We start from the raw sequence: 15,832 nt of genomic DNA, 5'->3' as shown, positions 1-15,832 counted from the left end.
AGCGAGAAAACATATACATATACTAGAATCAGGGCTCGCCCCATTAACTTTTTTGATATTTCAAAATAGATAATCATTTTTCTTCGTACAAAAGTACCGTTATTATTAAGAGTACGCAATTTATTTAGCAAAAATCGACTAACAATTTTCAAAGGAAGTGTTTCTAATTATGGTAAAACGTAATGATCCATGCCCATGCGGTAGCGGCAAAAAATACAAAAAATGTTGTGAAGGTAAACAGCAAGTTACAGTAGAAGCTGTAGCAATCGAAGAACTAGAGCGTGTACTACAAACATTTTATCTAGAATATCCAGAACGCAAAGATGTTCGTGCATATATCGAGCATGTTGGCACATGGCAGCCTAAATTAGAGAGCGTACTTCAACGTGAGCTTATTGAAGCAATCGCTTTAGACGATTTCTTCTTCCATCAAGAGCCATCTATTTGGAAAGGTTACTTAAAGAAAACGAAGAAAAAAACGGTTAGACCTTCTACTTTAAAAGTGCTAGAAGGCTGGTCACAACCAACATTATTCATCGGTACAGTGACTGTTGTAGAAGAAAAATATTTCAAAGCTAGTCATGTCCTATCTAATGAAGATATTTATATTCGTCGCGAAAATGATAAGCCAATTCCTGAGGGAATGCATGTCTTTGCGTTCATCTTACCAGATGGCACGAAGCAAGAAGCGCATTATTTAGCGGTGTCTACTCTTATATTCTTCCCACAAGACCATGAAAAGGTATTTGTGAAGTTAAAAGAAAACTTCGAGGCTTCTAACAAAAAAGCTCAGACATTCTTAAAAGAAGATCATCTTTCATTCTGGGAGCTACTTGTGTCTAATGGCTACAAGGGTGAAGAATTTACAAGCTTCGAAAACGGTGTTATTGCGCAAGTGAAGGAATTCCTTGAGCAAAATGAGCGTGAAACAGCACCGATGCTAGAATTATTAGAGGATTACTTAATCGAAGGACAACCATCTGCACGTAAAGAAGCAGCAATCGCAGCGGGTGCCATTCGCTACGGTCAAGAAAAAGAACTGTTTGAATCGCTATCTTTAACAGTTAAAGAAATTGCAGCGACTTTCGATATTTCGCCTTCCTCTTTAACAAAATACTATCAAGATTTAAGTCAATACGCTTCAACTAAATAAAACAAGAAAAAGTGTTAGATTGATTGCAGTCAATCTAACACTTTTTGCTATGGCGGTATTTTCACAGGTTTAGTGGCGATTCCTTAGATTTTCGTGGCGATTCTCACGAGTTTACTGGCGATTCACGTACTTTTATCGGCGATTTCTCTTTGTTTACTGGCGATTCACGTACTTTTATCGGCGATTTCTCTTTGTTTACTGGCGATTCACGTGCTTCTATCGGCGATTTCTTTTTGTTTATTGGCGATTCACGTGCTTCTATCGGCGATTTCTTTTTGTTTACTGGCGATTCACGTGCTTCTATCGGCGATTTCTTTTTGTTTACCAGCGATTTACACTAAAAATAGAAAAAAGCTACGTTTGTGATCTGCATCGCAGAACACAAGGTAGCTTTTTCTATGGTAACCAACCAATTTTATTATTTCCGATCATATAGTTATTTATGCAAGCAAGAAAGGAAATATGATTAATTACATGCATAAATATTTCTTTTTAAGTATTTTTGTGAGAGATTCCACATCTCTGGCTCTTATTTGCTATAAACTTTCATTAGCTCTTCACCAAGAAATTGTAGACGCTCCCCTACTGTACATTCCTCAATACAAAAACGATGGGCTTCTGGTTTCCCACGTTCTTTGCGTAGTTGCTTAATGACTAAGCAATCAGCACAGTACATATCATGTAGTTCATCAATATCTTTCATAACCGTCACTTTTTCCATTAAGAACGTTCGCCCCTTTCACGTCCAAATTTCATGTCTTTCTATTATGAAGTGAACGTTGTGTTCAAGCAACTATTTTGTTCATCCTTATTTAGTAAAAAATGTTTGATTTAAATTGAAGGTTGTCAAACAACACCATTGCTGTACAATAAAATTGAAGTCTAATCGCAAAGTAGGGATTTTCATGTTAGAGGTCTATATAGATGCTGCAAGTGCAGGTAATCCTGGTCCTAGCGGCATTGGGATTTTTATTAAAGGAGAAGGCCATCACGTACAAGTTAGTGAGTATATCGGTCATACAAATAATCATATTGCCGAATTCACCGCATTAGTGCGCGGTCTAGAGGAAGCACAAAAGCTTGGTACGAGCATTGTCTCCGTTCGCTCCGATTCAAAGGTTGTCGTTGCGTCTATAGAAAAAGAATATGTTAAAAATGAAGAATTTAAACCCTTTCTTGAGCAAGCATTAAAACTTGCAAGCAACTTTGATTTATTCTTCATCAAATGGATCCCAGATGCGCAAAATAAAGCAGCAGATGCATTGGCACGTAAGGCAATTCAAAAAGAAAAAAATTAAAACAATAAGTGGGGACTGCTCAAGCAATCCCCTGTTAGCTCTTTCATTCATGAATGAACTCATTGTATGTTTCTTAAAGTCCGCGATAAGAACTTTTAAATCTACTGATTTATAATTATTTAATTAAACGAATAAATCGCTTTTTCCCAATTTGTAATACTTCGCCATTTATTAATACACGATTTAAATCATCAATATTAATTTTTTCTTTATTGATTTGAACACCGTTTTGTTTAATTAAGCGCATAAATTCACTTTTACTTTTTACAAATTCTCTATCTATGAGTTGAGGAATGATATCTACAATTGTTTCTGCATCAATCTCTATTAATAATTCTGGGATATTTTCTGGAATATCCTTGTTGGTAAAGGCTGTTGTGAAGTACTCAAGTGCTTGTTTTGTCTCTTCTTTGCCCCAGTATAATGTCGTAATAATATTTGCGAGCTGTAGTTTAATATCACGTGGGTTTAAGCCATTTGCTAAATCACTCTTTACTTGTTCGACAACGTCTGGATGCTCATCCGTGGCTAATTCATAGTATTTCACGATTAAATCATCTTGCACTTCCATCACTTTTTTAAACATGACTTTAGCCGACTCATCAATACCGATATAATTGCCTAAGCTTTTACTCATTTTTTCGACTCCATCTAGTCCTTCAAGTAACGGCATAAAAAGCGCGACTTGTTTTTCTTGTCCGAAATGCTTTTGTAAAGTACGGCCCATTAAAATATTGAAGGTTTGGTCAGTTCCGCCAAGCTCGATATCCGCATTTAGATGAACCGAGTCATATGCCTGCATGAGCGGATAGAAAAATTCATGGATGCCAATCGGTGTGTGATTGTTGTAGCGTTTTTGGAAATCGTCACGCTCTAAAATACGGGCAACGGATGTCGTTGCTGCTAATTTAATGACCTCTTCAAATGTCATTTTAGACAGCCATTCACTATTAAATTTAACAATCGTTTTTTCTGCATCTAAAATCTTGAAAATTTGATCACAGTACGTTTGTGCATTCAATCGTACTTGCTCATCGCTCAACGCTTTCCGTCCTTTCGCTTTCCCTGTTGGGTCTCCGATTCGACCTGTGAAATCACCGATTAAAATAATAATTTGGTGACCAAGATTTTGTAATTGCTTCATTTTACGCAGGACAACCGCATGTCCTAAATGAATATCAGGTGCTGATGGATCTAATCCGAGCTTAATGTTCAGTGGCTTCTGTTGATTAAATGATTTTTCAAGCTTCGCTAAAAGCTCATCTTTATTTACAACCTCATGTACACCTTTTAAAATAATTTTTAGCTGTTCTTCTGGTTTTTGAAACATTTTAACATCTCCATGTAATATTATTGCTAATATTGAAAGTTCTATAAGAATAGGCAAAATAAAAACGCCCTTTCCCAATCGGAAAAGGACGTTGAACACGTGTTACCACCTTTAAAATGTAAACAACTCGCATTGCTTACCTCAATAAGTACAAACTCACTATACTTTAGCACATGATTACGGATGCTAAACCGTTGTAGCCTACTCAGACAATGCTTTTCGGTACACAGCTCCAAGATGTATTCACAATCGTCCAACATGTACCTCTCAGCAACCGGTACCTTTCTGTATGTCTACGTGATTGTTACTAGTTCTTATCATAGCCTTTATTCTTATACTCCGAAATGTGCGACACAAATCTTAGTTATGCAGATATTAATTGTCATTATACTCAATTAATTTAATTTGTCAATATGACTATTTTATAAAATTATTAAGGTCATCATTAATTTTTCATAACATTCATGTACTTGTTTTGAGAAAAAACTTTGGGCATGTGTATTAAGTTAAGTAGGAAATTTCTATAAAATGTTATGTGCCAAGTAATTCATCATACGTTTCTAATAGCCCACAATAAGAACTCTCTTCGGAAAACTGAAGTTTTTCATTTTTACAAAACTCCATGAATGCGAAAAATTCTCTCTTCACTTCATTCCGAAATGGCTCGATAGGCACGAAAAAGCGCTGGTTTCGATCAAGTTGAATTTCATAAAATTGATCAATTTCTTGAATTGTAGTATAGTAATAGGGATAATTATCCAAAAAATTTATCTCCTCTTTGCTCCCATCATATCTACTTTCTAAAATATTACTTAAACTACTCCATGTATCTAATAAACTTTCCGTTATTTGCTCTTCTCCAAAAATCACCATATTATTATAAATCAAGCTTATAAAGCCGCATAAGTAGTCACCCTCGTTTTCTTCTAATATCTTCTGTGCCATTTCCACGGCTAATGGATTTGTAATAGGAAAACTTTCGATTTTATATTCGGGAGCAGTTAAATCTTCTTCGCCTATAAATGTTGCAATCTTAAGGTTATTCATGGAAAGCACCATACTTTCTTTGAAAATGAGTCTCATGTTAAATCCCTTAAATTTTGGGAACTGCTTTGAGATAAGCAGTCCCTTCTCCACTAATTTCATTTACCTTTATCATAAAGTAATTCGTTATATGTTTTTAAATGACTTTTATATAAACTTTCCTCCGAGAATATAAAGTTGCCATTTTTACAAAAGTCCATAAATTCAATAAAACCTTTTTCTACCACATTTTTAAATGGCTCTATAGGCAATTGGAAGCTATGGGAACTATCAAGGTGAATTTGATAATGTTGATCAATTATTTCAATTTCAGCATCATAAGTTGCATTGTCCAAAAAGATGATATTATGAATACTACCATCATATCTGTGGTCCAAAATATAAACTAAATCACTCCACGTATCCAATAAATTTTCCGTTAATTGCTCTTCTCCAAAAATAACTACATCATTATATATTAAGCTTACAAACCCACATAAGTAATTCCCTTCATTTTCTTCCAAAATCCTTTGAGCCTTTTCAAAAGCTAAAGGATTCGTAATAGAAACTGCCTCAGTTATTACTTCTGGAAAAGAGCTATAATATTGTCGACCAATAAATGTTTCAATCTTAAGATTTTTCATACGACACCTCATATTTATGGTATTCTAAGAAAAATACAATGTGGGACTGCTTTATAAATTCAAGCAGTCTCCTATCTATATTTTGCCATCTAGGTTTTTTCTTCTTCATTTTGAATTAATTCATCATACGTTTCTAAAATTCCCCGATATAAACTTTCTTCCGCAAACTGTAGTTTTTCATTTTTACAAAACTCCGCAAATTTTAGAAATCCTTTCTTCACTTCATTTCGAAATGGTTCTATAGGGACGAGAAAACACTGGTGATTTAGTTTAATTTCATAAAACTTGTCAATTTCTTTAACTAATGCATTTCCTCTATAATTATCTAAAAAAGTAATATCACTACTTCTTCCGTCATATCTGTAATCTAAAATATAGTTTAAATCACACCACGTATCTAATAAATCCTCCGTTAATTGCTCTTCTCCAAAAATAACCACATTATTATAAATTAAGCTAACAAAGCCACATAAGTAATCGCCCTCGTTTTCTTCTAAAATCTTCTGGGCCTTTTCCACAGCTAATGGATTAGTAATAGGAAAACTTTCGATTTTATATTCGGGAGCAGTTAAATCTTCTTCGCCTATAAATGTTTCGATCTTTAGTTTATTCATACGACACCTCACTTTTATGAGTAATCCAAGAAAAATAAGTTGTGGGGGCTGCTCGCTAAAAACAAGCAGTCACCCTAATAAATTTTAGATTTTAGCCGTCCAGTTTTTATCTTATTCATTTTGTATTAATTCATCATACGTTTCTAGAAGGCCCAGATAAGAACTTTCTTCGGAAAACTGTAGTTTTTTATTCTTGCAAAACTCCACAAATTTAAAAAATTCTTTCTTCACTTCATTTTTGAAATGCTCAATAGGCACTAGAAAGCGCTGGGTATTATCCAAACGAATTTCATAATACTGGTCAATTACTTGGATTGCAGTATCAAGGTACTGACAATTATCTAGAAAATCAATCCCATGAATTCTTCCATCGTAGTGATTATTAAGAATATAAATTAAATCACTCCACGTTTCTAATAAACTTTCCGTTAATTGCTCTTCGCCAAAAATAACCACATCATTATAAATCAAGCTGACAAAGCCACATAAGTAATCACCTTCGTTTTCTTCTAATATTTTCTGTGCCTTTTCAACTGCTAATGGATTGGAAATAGGAATAGCTTCAGTTACTACTTCTGGAAAATTGCTATAATATCTTCTTCCTATAAATGTATTAATTTCTATATTGTTCACATAAACCATCCACCTATTTTTTATTTTCCTACTGGAAAAGCTGAATTTACATGTCCATGCCTATTTAGCTTCACTTTATATTCAATTCCATTTACTTCGGCTCGCACCTCTATCCCTTCCATTCTATTTAGCTGTCTAGATATAGCAACTTTATTCTTATTTATTACTGTTGTGACAATGTTTTTAATATCATTAACCGATAAATCTGGATCAAAAAACGATTTCCCTTCATTTCCAGTCCAATAATTTGGATGATGATTTTCTAGAATATGTCTCATTTTAGCTTTCGTAAAATAAACCTTTTTACCACCGCCTACATCCAACGTGATATCTGTAAAGTTGGCTACAGCTTTTTTCGCCGCATCTTTTGATTTACTAAAAAATGTACGTTTGCAATTTTCAGGAATTGTTTAAACCCGAATTTTTGTACTGTATATCTAACGATTGCCCCACCAATTAAGTAAACCAGTGGTTGTATTACGTATGCCTGTAACCTCACAGGATTAGTTTCATATGTTTCATGCGTTTCTAAATCCGTAAATATCGTACTGTAATGGCCATCTTCCAGTTGTTGCATCGTCACACGATAATGGTTTTGCTCTACAGTGCCGTTTTCTTCGATAACACTATCGATGAATATTTCTTCGCTTTCACTATTAAACTTGATGTCTAAATCTGCATTCAAAGCCTCGGACGTAAAAGTTGTTTGGACAAGTAATTCGTTATCGTATATTTCAATATTCCGAATATTTATCGTACTATCGTCTGAATAAACAAGATTTTTATTTAATTCATCGTATAATTCTTGTTGGTATTCTTCTGTATTAACGTCATGTAGATCATCTATAGAAATCATCACAATAGGCTCATCAGACACTACATCATAATCCTGTGCAGCAATCAAATTGGGCCCAATATTTGCAAATAGCAAGAGGGCAATAATAATAGATATGAAGTGTTTTTTCCATTTCATCGTTTCATTACCGCTTTATTATTGTAACTTTGCCATGTTGATAGTTAATGGATTTATAAAAGAGTTACTTTCAATTGTATAATCTAGAAAAGCATTGATATCTTCTTCCCCTATAAATGTTTCGATTTTTAGTTTATTCATACGACACTTCACATTTATGGTATTCCAAGTAAAATATAATGTGGGGACTGCTTGAATTTATCAAGCAGTCTCCTGTTATAATTTTGCCGTCTAAATTTTTCTATCTTCAAGTTGAAGTAATTCATCATATGTCTCTAAAAGTCCACGATAAGAACTCTCCTCAGAAAACTGTAATTTTTCATTTTTACAGAATTCCACAAATGTAAAAAATTCCTTTTTCACTTCATTTTTGAAAAGTTCGATAGGAACTAGAAAGCGTTGGTGACAATCTAGTTGTATTTCATAAAACTCACCAACTTCTTGAATTACCGTATCATTATAGAAAGCATTATCTAAAAAAACAATTCCATGATTTCTTCCATCATAGTATTTATTAAAAATATAAATTAAATCACTCCACGTTTCTAATAAACTTTCCGTTATTTGCTCTTCACCAAAAATAACCACTTCATTATAAATCAAACTCACAAAGCCACATAAGTAATCACCTTCGTTTTCTTCTAAAATCTTCTGTGCCTTTTCTACCGCTAAAGGATTGGTAATGGGAAAACTTTCAATCTTATAAACAGGAGCATTTATTTCTTCTTCCCCTATAAATGTTTCGATTTTTAGTTTATTCATAAGACACCTCACACTTATGAGCAATCCCCAAAAACAAAGTTGTGGGGACTGCTCGCTAAAAACAAGCGGTCTCCCTAATAAATTTTAGATTTTAGCCGTCAAGTTTTGATCTTATTCATTTTGTATTAATTCACCATACGTTTCTAGAAGGCCCAGATAAGAACTTTCTTCGGAAAACTGTAGTTTTTTATTCTTGCAAAACTCCACAAATTCAAAAAACTCCTTCTTCAGTTCATTCAGGAATTCCTCTTTTGGCAAGAGGAACTCCTGAGAAGAATCAAGTTTAATTCGATAATACCGTCCCGTACTTTCAATTACAGTATCAAAATATTTACCATTATCTAAAAAAACTATTCGATGACCGCTTCCATCATATCTGCTTTCTAAAACATAACTTAAAGTACTCCAAGTATCTAATAAACATTCAGTTAATTGCTTTTCACAAAAAATAATCTCATCATTAAAAATTAAGGAAACAAATCCACTTAAATAATCGCCCTCGTTCTCTTCTAAAATTTTTTGTGCCATTTCAACAGCTAATGGGTCCTTAATAGTAATACTTTCAACCGTGAATACTGGAAAAGTACTATGATTTTGTTTCCCAATAAACGTTTCGATTCTTATCTTGTCCATATAAACAGCTCTCCTCTATTTATCTTCCAATAGGATATGCAGAACTTACGTACCCTTGCTTTTTAATAAAAACACTATATTCAATTCCATTTACTTTAGCTAGAGCCTCTATATCTTTTCCATCTTTTAAGCTTTTAGAAATAGCAATTTTATTCTTATTTATTACTGTTGTTACAATGTTTTTTATATCATTAACCGATAAATCTGGATCAAAAAATGTCTTTTTCTCATTTCCAGTCCAATAATTTGGATGATGGTTTTCTAAAATGTGTCTCATTTTAGCTTTCGTAAAATAAACCTTTTTACCACCGCCTACATCCAACGTGATATCTGTAAAGTTTGCTACAGCTTTTTTCGCTGCATCTTTTGACTTGCTGTAAAATGAGCGTTTGCCAATTTGCAGGATTTTCTTAGTCCCGATTTTTGTTACTGTATAATGAATAATCGCACTACCGATTCTGTATACAATGGCATGTATTATCGAAACCTCTAACCTTGCAGGATTGGCTTCATACGTTTCATGCGTTTCTAAATCCGTAAATATCGTACTGTAATGGCCATCTTCCAGTTGTTGCATCGTCACACGATAATGGTTTTGCTCTACAGTGCCGTTTTCTTCGATAACACTATCGATGAATATTTCTTCGCTTTCACTATTAAACTTGATGTCTAAATCTGCATTCAAAGCCTCGGACGTAAAAGTTGTTTGGACAAGTAATTCGTTATCGTATATTTCAATATTCCGAATATTTATCGTACTATCGTCTGAATAAACAAGATTTTTATTTAATTCATCGTATAGTTCTTGTTGGTATTCTTCTGGATTAACGTCATGTATATCATCTATAGAAATCATCACAATAGGCTCATCAGACACTACATCATAATCCTGTGCAGCAATCAAATTGGGCCCAATATTTGCAAATAGCAAGAGGGCAATAATAATAGATATGAAGTGTTTTTTCCATTTCATCGTTTCATTTCTCCTTTATTATTGTATAAATATTGTACCTTTGCCATATTCAGCTTCATTCCAAAAATCTTTTGTCACAGTATATTGTTGTATAAATGAGTTAAAATCTTTTGTCTCAACTTCTTTATATGTCTCTTTCAATTGAATGAATAGATGTGTTGCATAAGCAGCTGCAAAAGAGGTTCCTGTAAAGACAGATGCTTGACCATGATGATTAATACTTTGTACATCTTCCCCCTTAAAAACATAATCAATTTTTCCAATAGCCGAAAAAGAGGATCGTTTATTTTTTTCATTCATTGAACCGATGGACAGTACACCATCCAATTTTGCTGGGTAGTCGGTTGCTAAGCCATATGTATTGCCAGCGGCGGCGACAATAGTAATCCCTTGCTCTATTGCTTTTTCAATAATAGATTCAAGTTCAGCATTTGGCGTTTGAAAGCCAAAACTAATATTCATAAAATCTACCTTTTTATCTATACACCAGTTAATAGCTTCTATTAAATCCTCAATTGAACCATTGCCCTTTTCATCTAACAATTTAATATCATATATTTTTAACTTTCTACCAATTGGAGCATCACCTTCCCCTATAATAATTCCCGCGACTGGCGTACCATGATTAAAATCATCAGCAATCTTTTCCCCAGGATGAATTAGATTGACTTCTTCAAATGCAACGCCTTGAAAGAAATCCAACTCTTTATTAATACCACTATCCAGTACAGCTACTTTTATATATTGGTTATCACTTTTTATTACCAATGGTCCGAAGGCAACATTACAAAGGAAGAAAATAATCAGTGACAAAAAGACTCCCAATTTTTTATTGATAGCGTGCACCTCCTTGCTATGTAGTTGTTAAAATTAATTCCAACATGGATGGGCTCTCTTATTGTAAAGAGAGTTATTCTGTAGGTTGTTTCGAAGTTAAGGGACGGTCATGTTGGAAAATTAAAATAGATTTATGTATATAAATCCTTTTAGTTCTCTACAAGACAATTGAAGTTTTTCAAGAGAAGATTTTTTTAAGATTATTCTAAATTCTCACTATAAAAAGTGTCAATAAATTTTATGTAGATTTTCTTGCAAATTTTACGTAATGGCGATTGCTATTAGTATAGTGGCGTTTCTTAAGGTTTTCGTGGCGTTACCTTAAATTTTATTGGCGATTTTAAAAGGGTCATCCTAGTGTTAATATGTGCCCGCGGAAATCAACGCCAATATTGATATCTATAAAAAAAGACATCGTGAAGTAACTCGATGCCTTCTATTTTTGTATTCTTATGAAGCTTAACGTTTATCAGAGTTGATTGGAGCGAAAGGTGGCGACTCCTGCGGGAACACACAAAACGTAAGCCGCAACGATCCGCGCGTAGCGAGGGTTGCGGCTTACGGTGTGCCCGCGGAAAGCGTCCACCTGTAGCAGAAATCAACGGCAGTATTTATTTCTATAAAAGACATCGTGAAGTAACTCGATGCCTTCTATTTTTGTATTCTTTTGAAGCTTAACGTTTATCAGAGTTGATTGGAGCGAAAGGTGGCGACTCCTGCGGGAACGCACAAAACGTAAGTCGCAACAATCCGCGCGTAGCGAGGGTTGCGGCTTACGGTGTGCCCGCGGAAAGCGTCCACCTGTAGCGGAAATCAACGGCAGTATTTATTTCTATAAAAGACATCGTGAAGTAACTCAATGCCTTCTATTTTTGTATTCTTTTGAAGCTTAACGTTTATCAGAGTTGATTGGAGCGAAGGGTGGCGACTCCTGCGGGAACGCACAAAACGTAAGACGCAACGATCCGCGCGTAGCGAGGGTTGTGGCTTACGATGTGCCCGCGGAAAGCGTCCACCTGTAGCGGAAATCAACGCCAGTATTGATATCCATAAGAAAAGCCATCTCAAATGAGACAGCTTCTAAATTATTTTAAATTCCTTTGTAAAAATGCTTTCGTCCGTTCATGCTGTGGATTAGTAAAGAATTCTTCTGGATGATTTGCTTCGATAATGTCGCCGCCATCCATAAATACAACTTTGTTTGCGACTTCACGTGCAAAGCCCATTTCGTGCGTCACAACAATCATTGTCATATGTTCTTCTGCTAAATCCTTCATTACTTTTAATACTTCACCTGTTAGTTCTGGATCAAGTGCAGAAGTCGGCTCATCAAATAATAAAATTTGTGGATTCATCATGAGCGCTCGCGCAATGGCTACACGCTGTTTTTGCCCACCAGATAAATTCGCTGGGTAGACATGTGCTTTGTCAGCAAGACCAATTTTTTGCAGTAAATCTTGGCAGCGACGTGCAATGGCATCTGATGATTCCGTTTTTAGTAAGCCTGGTGCTATTTCAAGGTTTTGCTGTACTGTTAAATGTGGGAATAGGTTAAAATGCTGAAATACCATGCCCATTTTCGCTGTCATTTTTTTAATATCTTGTTGCTTGGCATATACACCGTCTTGTACTAAATAATCACCATCGACACAAATGCTTCCCCCATTAATTTCTTCTAAATGAATTAAACTTCGTAGCATTGTGCTTTTACCAGATCCAGAAGGACCAATAACAGCCACAACATCGTTCTTTTCTATATTAAAGGTGATCGTCTTTAACACCTCTAACTCGCCAAAGGATTTCTTCAAATTCGATACTTCAAGCAGTGCCATTTATGTCACCTCTATTCAAATTTAAAACGTTTTTCTAGCCACTTAAAGAATACCGTTAAGACAAGCGTCATCACTAAATAAATCGCGCCCGCAATAAAGAATGGCACAATCGTAAAGTCACGGTTTACAGCTGTTTGTGCAAAATGCAGCAATTCTGGTACAGCTACAGCGTAAAGAAGTGCCGTATCTTTAATTAATGTGACCGATTCATTCGATAAAGCAGGTAATGCTACACGAAACATTTGTGGCAAAATAATGCGTGTCGTTGTTTGCCATTTTGACAAGCCTAAAACTTGTGCCGCTTCGTATTGGCCTTTATCTATTGCTAATAAGCCACCTCGGAATATTTCTGCAAAGTACGCAGCGTAATTTAAAATAAAGCCAAGACAGGCAGCAACAAAGCGATCAAGTACCATATATTCACCAATCACTGGCACCATCGGTAAACCGAAACAAATTAATAATAACTGTAGTAACAGCGGTGTACCGCGCATGACATAAATATACGTATGAGCAAACCAAGACAATGGTTTAATACGACTTTTCACAGCTAATGTAAGCAAGAACCCAAATGGAATCGATACAAGAATGGCTATAATGAACAGCAGCACCGTCATTTTTGCGCCATCTAGCATCGGCAAAATCATTGTTTGCCAGTAATCCGCCATAACTATTTTCCCTCCAAAAAGATAAGAGTTTCACGAGGAAACTCTTGCCGACTGATAACATTCAATTATCTAGTACGAATAGCTGGATTACGACCAGTAAGCACAGGTGGCAATCCAGCTCGTCAGTACATGAGACATTTACTCTATTTCAATACCTTATCTTCACCAAACCACTTTGTAGAAATTTCTGCAGCTGTGCCATCTTCATTCATTTTATCTAAAGCGGCTTGTAGCTTTTCTAATAATGCTTCGTTTCCTGGTTTGACACCAATTCCATATTGCTCAGGTGCTAATGATTCATCTAATAGTTTGAATGTTTCAGGCTCTTGCGTCATGTAGTATTCCGCTACAACTGCATCAATAATGACAGCATCTAAACGGCCTGTTTTTAAATCTGTTAAAGCTAACACATTATCCGCAAACTCTGTGACGTTTTTCACTTCTTTGTGAATTGGGTTTGCATTTAGTGCCTCTGCAGCCGAAGATTGCGCTTGAAGACCGACCTCTTTTCCTGCTAAATCGCTAAGTGCTTTAATAGAAGATTTTTTTAATGTCATTACTGCTTGCGCATTTTCTAAATAAGGCTTTGTAAATAACACCTTTTCTTTACGCTCGTCAGTAATTGTATAACCATTCCATATTAAATCGATGCGACCACTAATTAACTCAGCCTCTTTCGTTTTCCAATCGATTGGTTGGAATTCAGCTTCCACTCCCATATGTTCAGCAGCAGCACGTGCTAAGTCAATATCAAAGCCAACGATTTCGTTTTTATCATCACGGAATCCTAATGGTGCAAACTTATCATCAATTCCGATTATAACTTTTTCTGTTGATTTATCTGAATCCTTCGAGCCATCAGCTGAACTCGATTTTTCACCAGAAGTACCACAAGCTGCTAAAGCTAGTACCGCTGTAAGCATGCAAAGTATTGTGAAAATGCGCTTCATTATTTAATATCCCCTAACATTTTATATTAATTAATAGAAATAATAGTTTTGCTTTCTCTTGCTAAACTACTAACGTGTTAAAGAATATCAAAATGGCGCATTGTTGTCAATATCTTAATTGAATTATTAGAATACTTTACTAGAATTATTCAAGCCCTATTTGAGCGTTAACGGCAAGCGCTCATTAAAAACAGCCCAACCAGAAAGCTCCGGCTGAACTGTATTCAAAGTAGATTCTTATTTATGCTGTTGTTTTAACCATTCAATTGCCACATTTGCATGTAAGGCAGCACCATATTTAAAAATGTCCTCATTTTGACGCATACGAGGGTTGTGCACAGGTGCCTCGCCTTCTTTTCCTGTTCCTAGCACCACAAATGCAGAAGGTACTTCTTGCGAGATGTAAGAAAAGTCTTCTGAACCACCGAGATATCCGTTATCCACCACATTTTCGGCTCCTACTACATTTTCTAAAAATGGCGTAATAGCATCAATAAATTCTGGATTGTTATATGTTGTTGGCGTATGGAATTCGATTGTATGATATTTTCCACGCCATGCTTTTACAGTATGGTCTATCATCTCTGGGATGCGTTTACATAAATGGTCTCGTGTTTGTTGATCATAGCTTCTCATATTTCCTTGTAAAACAGCTTTGTCTGGAATAATATTTGTCGCCGTACCACCAGCCATAGCACCTACTGAAAATGTAACACTATGATTTGGATCAGCTTCACGTGTCATTAATAGGTTTAAACTTGTATACAGTTGATTCATAATCATATTCGAATCAATTGTTTTATGGGGCTGTGAGCTATGTCCACCATTTCCTTGAATATTGACGATATACGTATCCATTGCTTGTGTTAACGTACCTTTATGGACAGATAATGTGCCTGCTTGTTGATCTGGCATAATGTGAATACCAAATGCGGCATCTACTTTTGGATTTTGCAGCAAACCATCATCAATCATTAGTTTTGAGCCATAACCCCACTCTTCCCCAGGTTGGAACAATAATTTAACCGTCCCCTGTAACTCCGCTTCATAGTCCTTCAAAATTTGTGCTGCGCCTAAAAGCATTGCAACATGTGAGTCATGACCACAAGCATGCATTACACCTGGATTTTTGGATGTAAATTCACATTCTACTTCTTCTTGAATTGGTAATGCATCCATATCTGCGCGAAGAAGAATACATGGAGCCCCCTGTCCAATTGTAGCAACTACACCCGTACATTGATCTTGTGAACCAAATCCTGCTATTGCATATTTTTCTTTAATTTCAGGTGGCACTACTCCACATTGCTTATGGGCTATACCCATTTCGTCTAAGCGTTGTTGGATATACTTTTGTGTGTTCGGTAGTTCAAATCCAATTTCTGGATATTGATGCAAATAGCGACGATCTTTTATAATTTGTTCTTCATATTTCTTAGAATGTTCTAAAATATTCATCATGTAGAAATCCCCTTTATCGTTTAATCGTTGTGTAGAACTTCAAAGTTT

At 35.3% G+C, this 15,832-nt stretch carries 19 protein-coding genes and 1 other annotated feature; of the genes, 3 read left to right on the top strand and 16 right to left on the bottom strand.

The window, feature by feature from the left end:
• Nucleotides 1–169 precede the first annotated feature (169 nt).
• On the top strand, nt 170–1,153 hold the full coding sequence (locus ACIQXW_RS04435) for an SEC-C domain-containing protein (RefSeq protein WP_402760097.1): 984 nt from the start codon (nt 170–172) through the stop codon (nt 1,151–1,153).
• A 149-nt stretch (nt 1,154–1,302) separates the two neighbouring features.
• Nucleotides 1,303–1,494, top strand: a complete 192-nt coding sequence (locus ACIQXW_RS04430) for a hypothetical protein (RefSeq protein ID WP_402760096.1) — start codon at nt 1,303–1,305, stop codon at nt 1,492–1,494.
• Nucleotides 1,495–1,682: 188 nt separating this feature from the next.
• On the opposite strand, the gene ACIQXW_RS04425 is transcribed toward ACIQXW_RS04430, so the two are convergent.
• Nucleotides 1,683–1,874 carry a zinc-finger domain-containing protein gene (locus tag ACIQXW_RS04425; protein WP_340824928.1) on the bottom strand — a complete coding sequence of 64 codons (192 nt, stop codon included), beginning with the start codon at nt 1,872–1,874 and terminating at the stop codon, nt 1,683–1,685.
• A 184-nt stretch (nt 1,875–2,058) separates the two neighbouring features.
• Between ACIQXW_RS04425 and ACIQXW_RS04420 the strand changes: the two genes are divergently transcribed.
• Nucleotides 2,059–2,451 (top strand): ribonuclease HI family protein, encoded by a 393-nt coding sequence (locus ACIQXW_RS04420; RefSeq protein ID WP_402760095.1) that lies wholly within the window; start codon nt 2,059–2,061, stop codon nt 2,449–2,451.
• Between the two features lie 115 nt (nt 2,452–2,566).
• Here ACIQXW_RS04420 and tyrS read toward each other — a convergent pair whose 3' ends face one another.
• From tyrS to ACIQXW_RS04345, 15 genes are all read right to left on the bottom strand, one after another.
• On the bottom strand, nt 2,567–3,781 hold the full coding sequence (tyrS, locus tag ACIQXW_RS04415; protein WP_402760093.1) for a tyrosine--tRNA ligase: 1,215 nt from the start codon (nt 3,779–3,781) through the stop codon (nt 2,567–2,569).
• A gap of 81 nt (nt 3,782–3,862) precedes the next feature.
• Nucleotides 3,863–4,111: a binding site (T-box leader), on the bottom strand.
• A gap of 201 nt (nt 4,112–4,312) precedes the next feature.
• Nucleotides 4,313–4,927 carry a hypothetical protein gene (locus ACIQXW_RS04410; protein WP_402760091.1) on the bottom strand — a complete coding sequence of 205 codons (615 nt, stop codon included), beginning with the start codon at nt 4,925–4,927 and terminating at the stop codon, nt 4,313–4,315.
• Entirely contained in the window at nt 4,924–5,448 is a 525-nt protein-coding gene (locus ACIQXW_RS04405; protein ID WP_402760089.1) for a hypothetical protein, read from the bottom strand. Before ACIQXW_RS04405 ends, ACIQXW_RS04410 begins: the two co-directional genes overlap by 4 nt.
• An 89-nt stretch (nt 5,449–5,537) precedes the next feature.
• Entirely contained in the window at nt 5,538–6,062 is a 525-nt protein-coding gene (locus tag ACIQXW_RS04400; protein WP_402760088.1) for a hypothetical protein, read from the bottom strand.
• 111 nt (nt 6,063–6,173) lie between these two features.
• Nucleotides 6,174–6,695: a hypothetical protein gene (locus ACIQXW_RS04395; protein ID WP_402760086.1), complete on the bottom strand. Its 522-nt coding sequence runs from the start codon at nt 6,693–6,695 to the stop codon at nt 6,174–6,176.
• Between the two features lie 20 nt (nt 6,696–6,715).
• Nucleotides 6,716–7,018, bottom strand: a complete 303-nt coding sequence (locus tag ACIQXW_RS04390; protein ID WP_402760084.1) for a hypothetical protein — start codon at nt 7,016–7,018, stop codon at nt 6,716–6,718.
• A 20-nt stretch (nt 7,019–7,038) separates the two neighbouring features.
• Nucleotides 7,039–7,668 carry an SAR2788 family putative toxin gene (locus tag ACIQXW_RS04385; protein ID WP_402760082.1) on the bottom strand — a complete coding sequence of 210 codons (630 nt, stop codon included), beginning with the start codon at nt 7,666–7,668 and terminating at the stop codon, nt 7,039–7,041.
• 231 nt (nt 7,669–7,899) lie between these two features.
• Nucleotides 7,900–8,430: a hypothetical protein gene (locus ACIQXW_RS04380; RefSeq protein WP_402760080.1), complete on the bottom strand. Its 531-nt coding sequence runs from the start codon at nt 8,428–8,430 to the stop codon at nt 7,900–7,902.
• Between the two features lie 111 nt (nt 8,431–8,541).
• Nucleotides 8,542–9,063 carry a hypothetical protein gene (locus tag ACIQXW_RS04375; protein WP_402760078.1) on the bottom strand — a complete coding sequence of 174 codons (522 nt, stop codon included), beginning with the start codon at nt 9,061–9,063 and terminating at the stop codon, nt 8,542–8,544.
• A 19-nt stretch (nt 9,064–9,082) separates the two neighbouring features.
• Nucleotides 9,083–10,036, bottom strand: coding sequence for an SAR2788 family putative toxin (locus ACIQXW_RS04370; RefSeq protein ID WP_402760076.1), 954 nt, complete (start codon nt 10,034–10,036; stop codon nt 9,083–9,085).
• An 18-nt stretch (nt 10,037–10,054) separates the two neighbouring features.
• Nucleotides 10,055–10,849 carry a S8 family peptidase gene (locus ACIQXW_RS04365; protein ID WP_402760074.1) on the bottom strand — a complete coding sequence of 265 codons (795 nt, stop codon included), beginning with the start codon at nt 10,847–10,849 and terminating at the stop codon, nt 10,055–10,057.
• A gap of 1,109 nt (nt 10,850–11,958) precedes the next feature.
• Complete coding sequence (locus ACIQXW_RS04360; RefSeq protein WP_402760073.1) at nt 11,959–12,705, bottom strand: amino acid ABC transporter ATP-binding protein; 747 nt, start codon at nt 12,703–12,705, stop codon at nt 11,959–11,961.
• 11 nt (nt 12,706–12,716) lie between these two features.
• Nucleotides 12,717–13,373, bottom strand: a complete 657-nt coding sequence (locus ACIQXW_RS04355) for an amino acid ABC transporter permease (protein WP_340824951.1) — start codon at nt 13,371–13,373, stop codon at nt 12,717–12,719.
• Nucleotides 13,374–13,516: 143 nt separating this feature from the next.
• Complete coding sequence (locus ACIQXW_RS04350; RefSeq protein ID WP_340824952.1) at nt 13,517–14,323, bottom strand: amino acid ABC transporter substrate-binding protein; 807 nt, start codon at nt 14,321–14,323, stop codon at nt 13,517–13,519.
• A 237-nt stretch (nt 14,324–14,560) separates the two neighbouring features.
• Nucleotides 14,561–15,784 carry a M20 metallopeptidase family protein gene (locus ACIQXW_RS04345; RefSeq protein WP_402760072.1) on the bottom strand — a complete coding sequence of 408 codons (1,224 nt, stop codon included), beginning with the start codon at nt 15,782–15,784 and terminating at the stop codon, nt 14,561–14,563.
• Nucleotides 15,785–15,832 lie beyond the last annotated feature (48 nt).

The organism is Lysinibacillus sp. NPDC097162 (assembly GCF_044762185.1).
GTDB lineage: Bacteria > Bacillota > Bacilli > Bacillales_A > Planococcaceae > Lysinibacillus.
The sequence above is the reverse complement of the archived record's forward strand: the minus strand, read 5'-3'. Positions and strand labels throughout refer to the sequence as shown.

Coding starts and splice junctions, on each gene's coding strand:
- ACIQXW_RS04435 (WP_402760097.1), top strand. CDS start 170: ATGGTAAAACGTAATGATCCATGCCCATGCGGTAGCGGCAAAAAATAC.
- ACIQXW_RS04425 (WP_340824928.1), bottom strand. CDS start 1,874: ATGGAAAAAGTGACGGTTATGAAAGATATTGATGAACTACATGATATG.
- ACIQXW_RS04420 (WP_402760095.1), top strand. CDS start 2,059: ATGTTAGAGGTCTATATAGATGCTGCAAGTGCAGGTAATCCTGGTCCT.
- tyrS (WP_402760093.1), bottom strand. CDS start 3,781: ATGTTTCAAAAACCAGAAGAACAGCTAAAAATTATTTTAAAAGGTGTA.
- ACIQXW_RS04410 (WP_402760091.1), bottom strand. CDS start 4,927: ATGAAATTAGTGGAGAAGGGACTGCTTATCTCAAAGCAGTTCCCAAAA.
- ACIQXW_RS04405 (WP_402760089.1), bottom strand. CDS start 5,448: ATGAAAAATCTTAAGATTGAAACATTTATTGGTCGACAATATTATAGC.
- ACIQXW_RS04400 (WP_402760088.1), bottom strand. CDS start 6,062: ATGAATAAACTAAAGATCGAAACATTTATAGGCGAAGAAGATTTAACT.
- ACIQXW_RS04385 (WP_402760082.1), bottom strand. CDS start 7,668: ATGAAATGGAAAAAACACTTCATATCTATTATTATTGCCCTCTTGCTA.
- ACIQXW_RS04380 (WP_402760080.1), bottom strand. CDS start 8,430: ATGAATAAACTAAAAATCGAAACATTTATAGGGGAAGAAGAAATAAAT.
- ACIQXW_RS04375 (WP_402760078.1), bottom strand. CDS start 9,063: ATGGACAAGATAAGAATCGAAACGTTTATTGGGAAACAAAATCATAGT.
- ACIQXW_RS04370 (WP_402760076.1), bottom strand. CDS start 10,036: ATGAAATGGAAAAAACACTTCATATCTATTATTATTGCCCTCTTGCTA.
- ACIQXW_RS04360 (WP_402760073.1), bottom strand. CDS start 12,705: ATGGCACTGCTTGAAGTATCGAATTTGAAGAAATCCTTTGGCGAGTTA.
- ACIQXW_RS04355 (WP_340824951.1), bottom strand. CDS start 13,373: ATGGCGGATTACTGGCAAACAATGATTTTGCCGATGCTAGATGGCGCA.
- ACIQXW_RS04350 (WP_340824952.1), bottom strand. CDS start 14,323: ATGAAGCGCATTTTCACAATACTTTGCATGCTTACAGCGGTACTAGCT.
- ACIQXW_RS04345 (WP_402760072.1), bottom strand. CDS start 15,784: ATGATGAATATTTTAGAACATTCTAAGAAATATGAAGAACAAATTATA.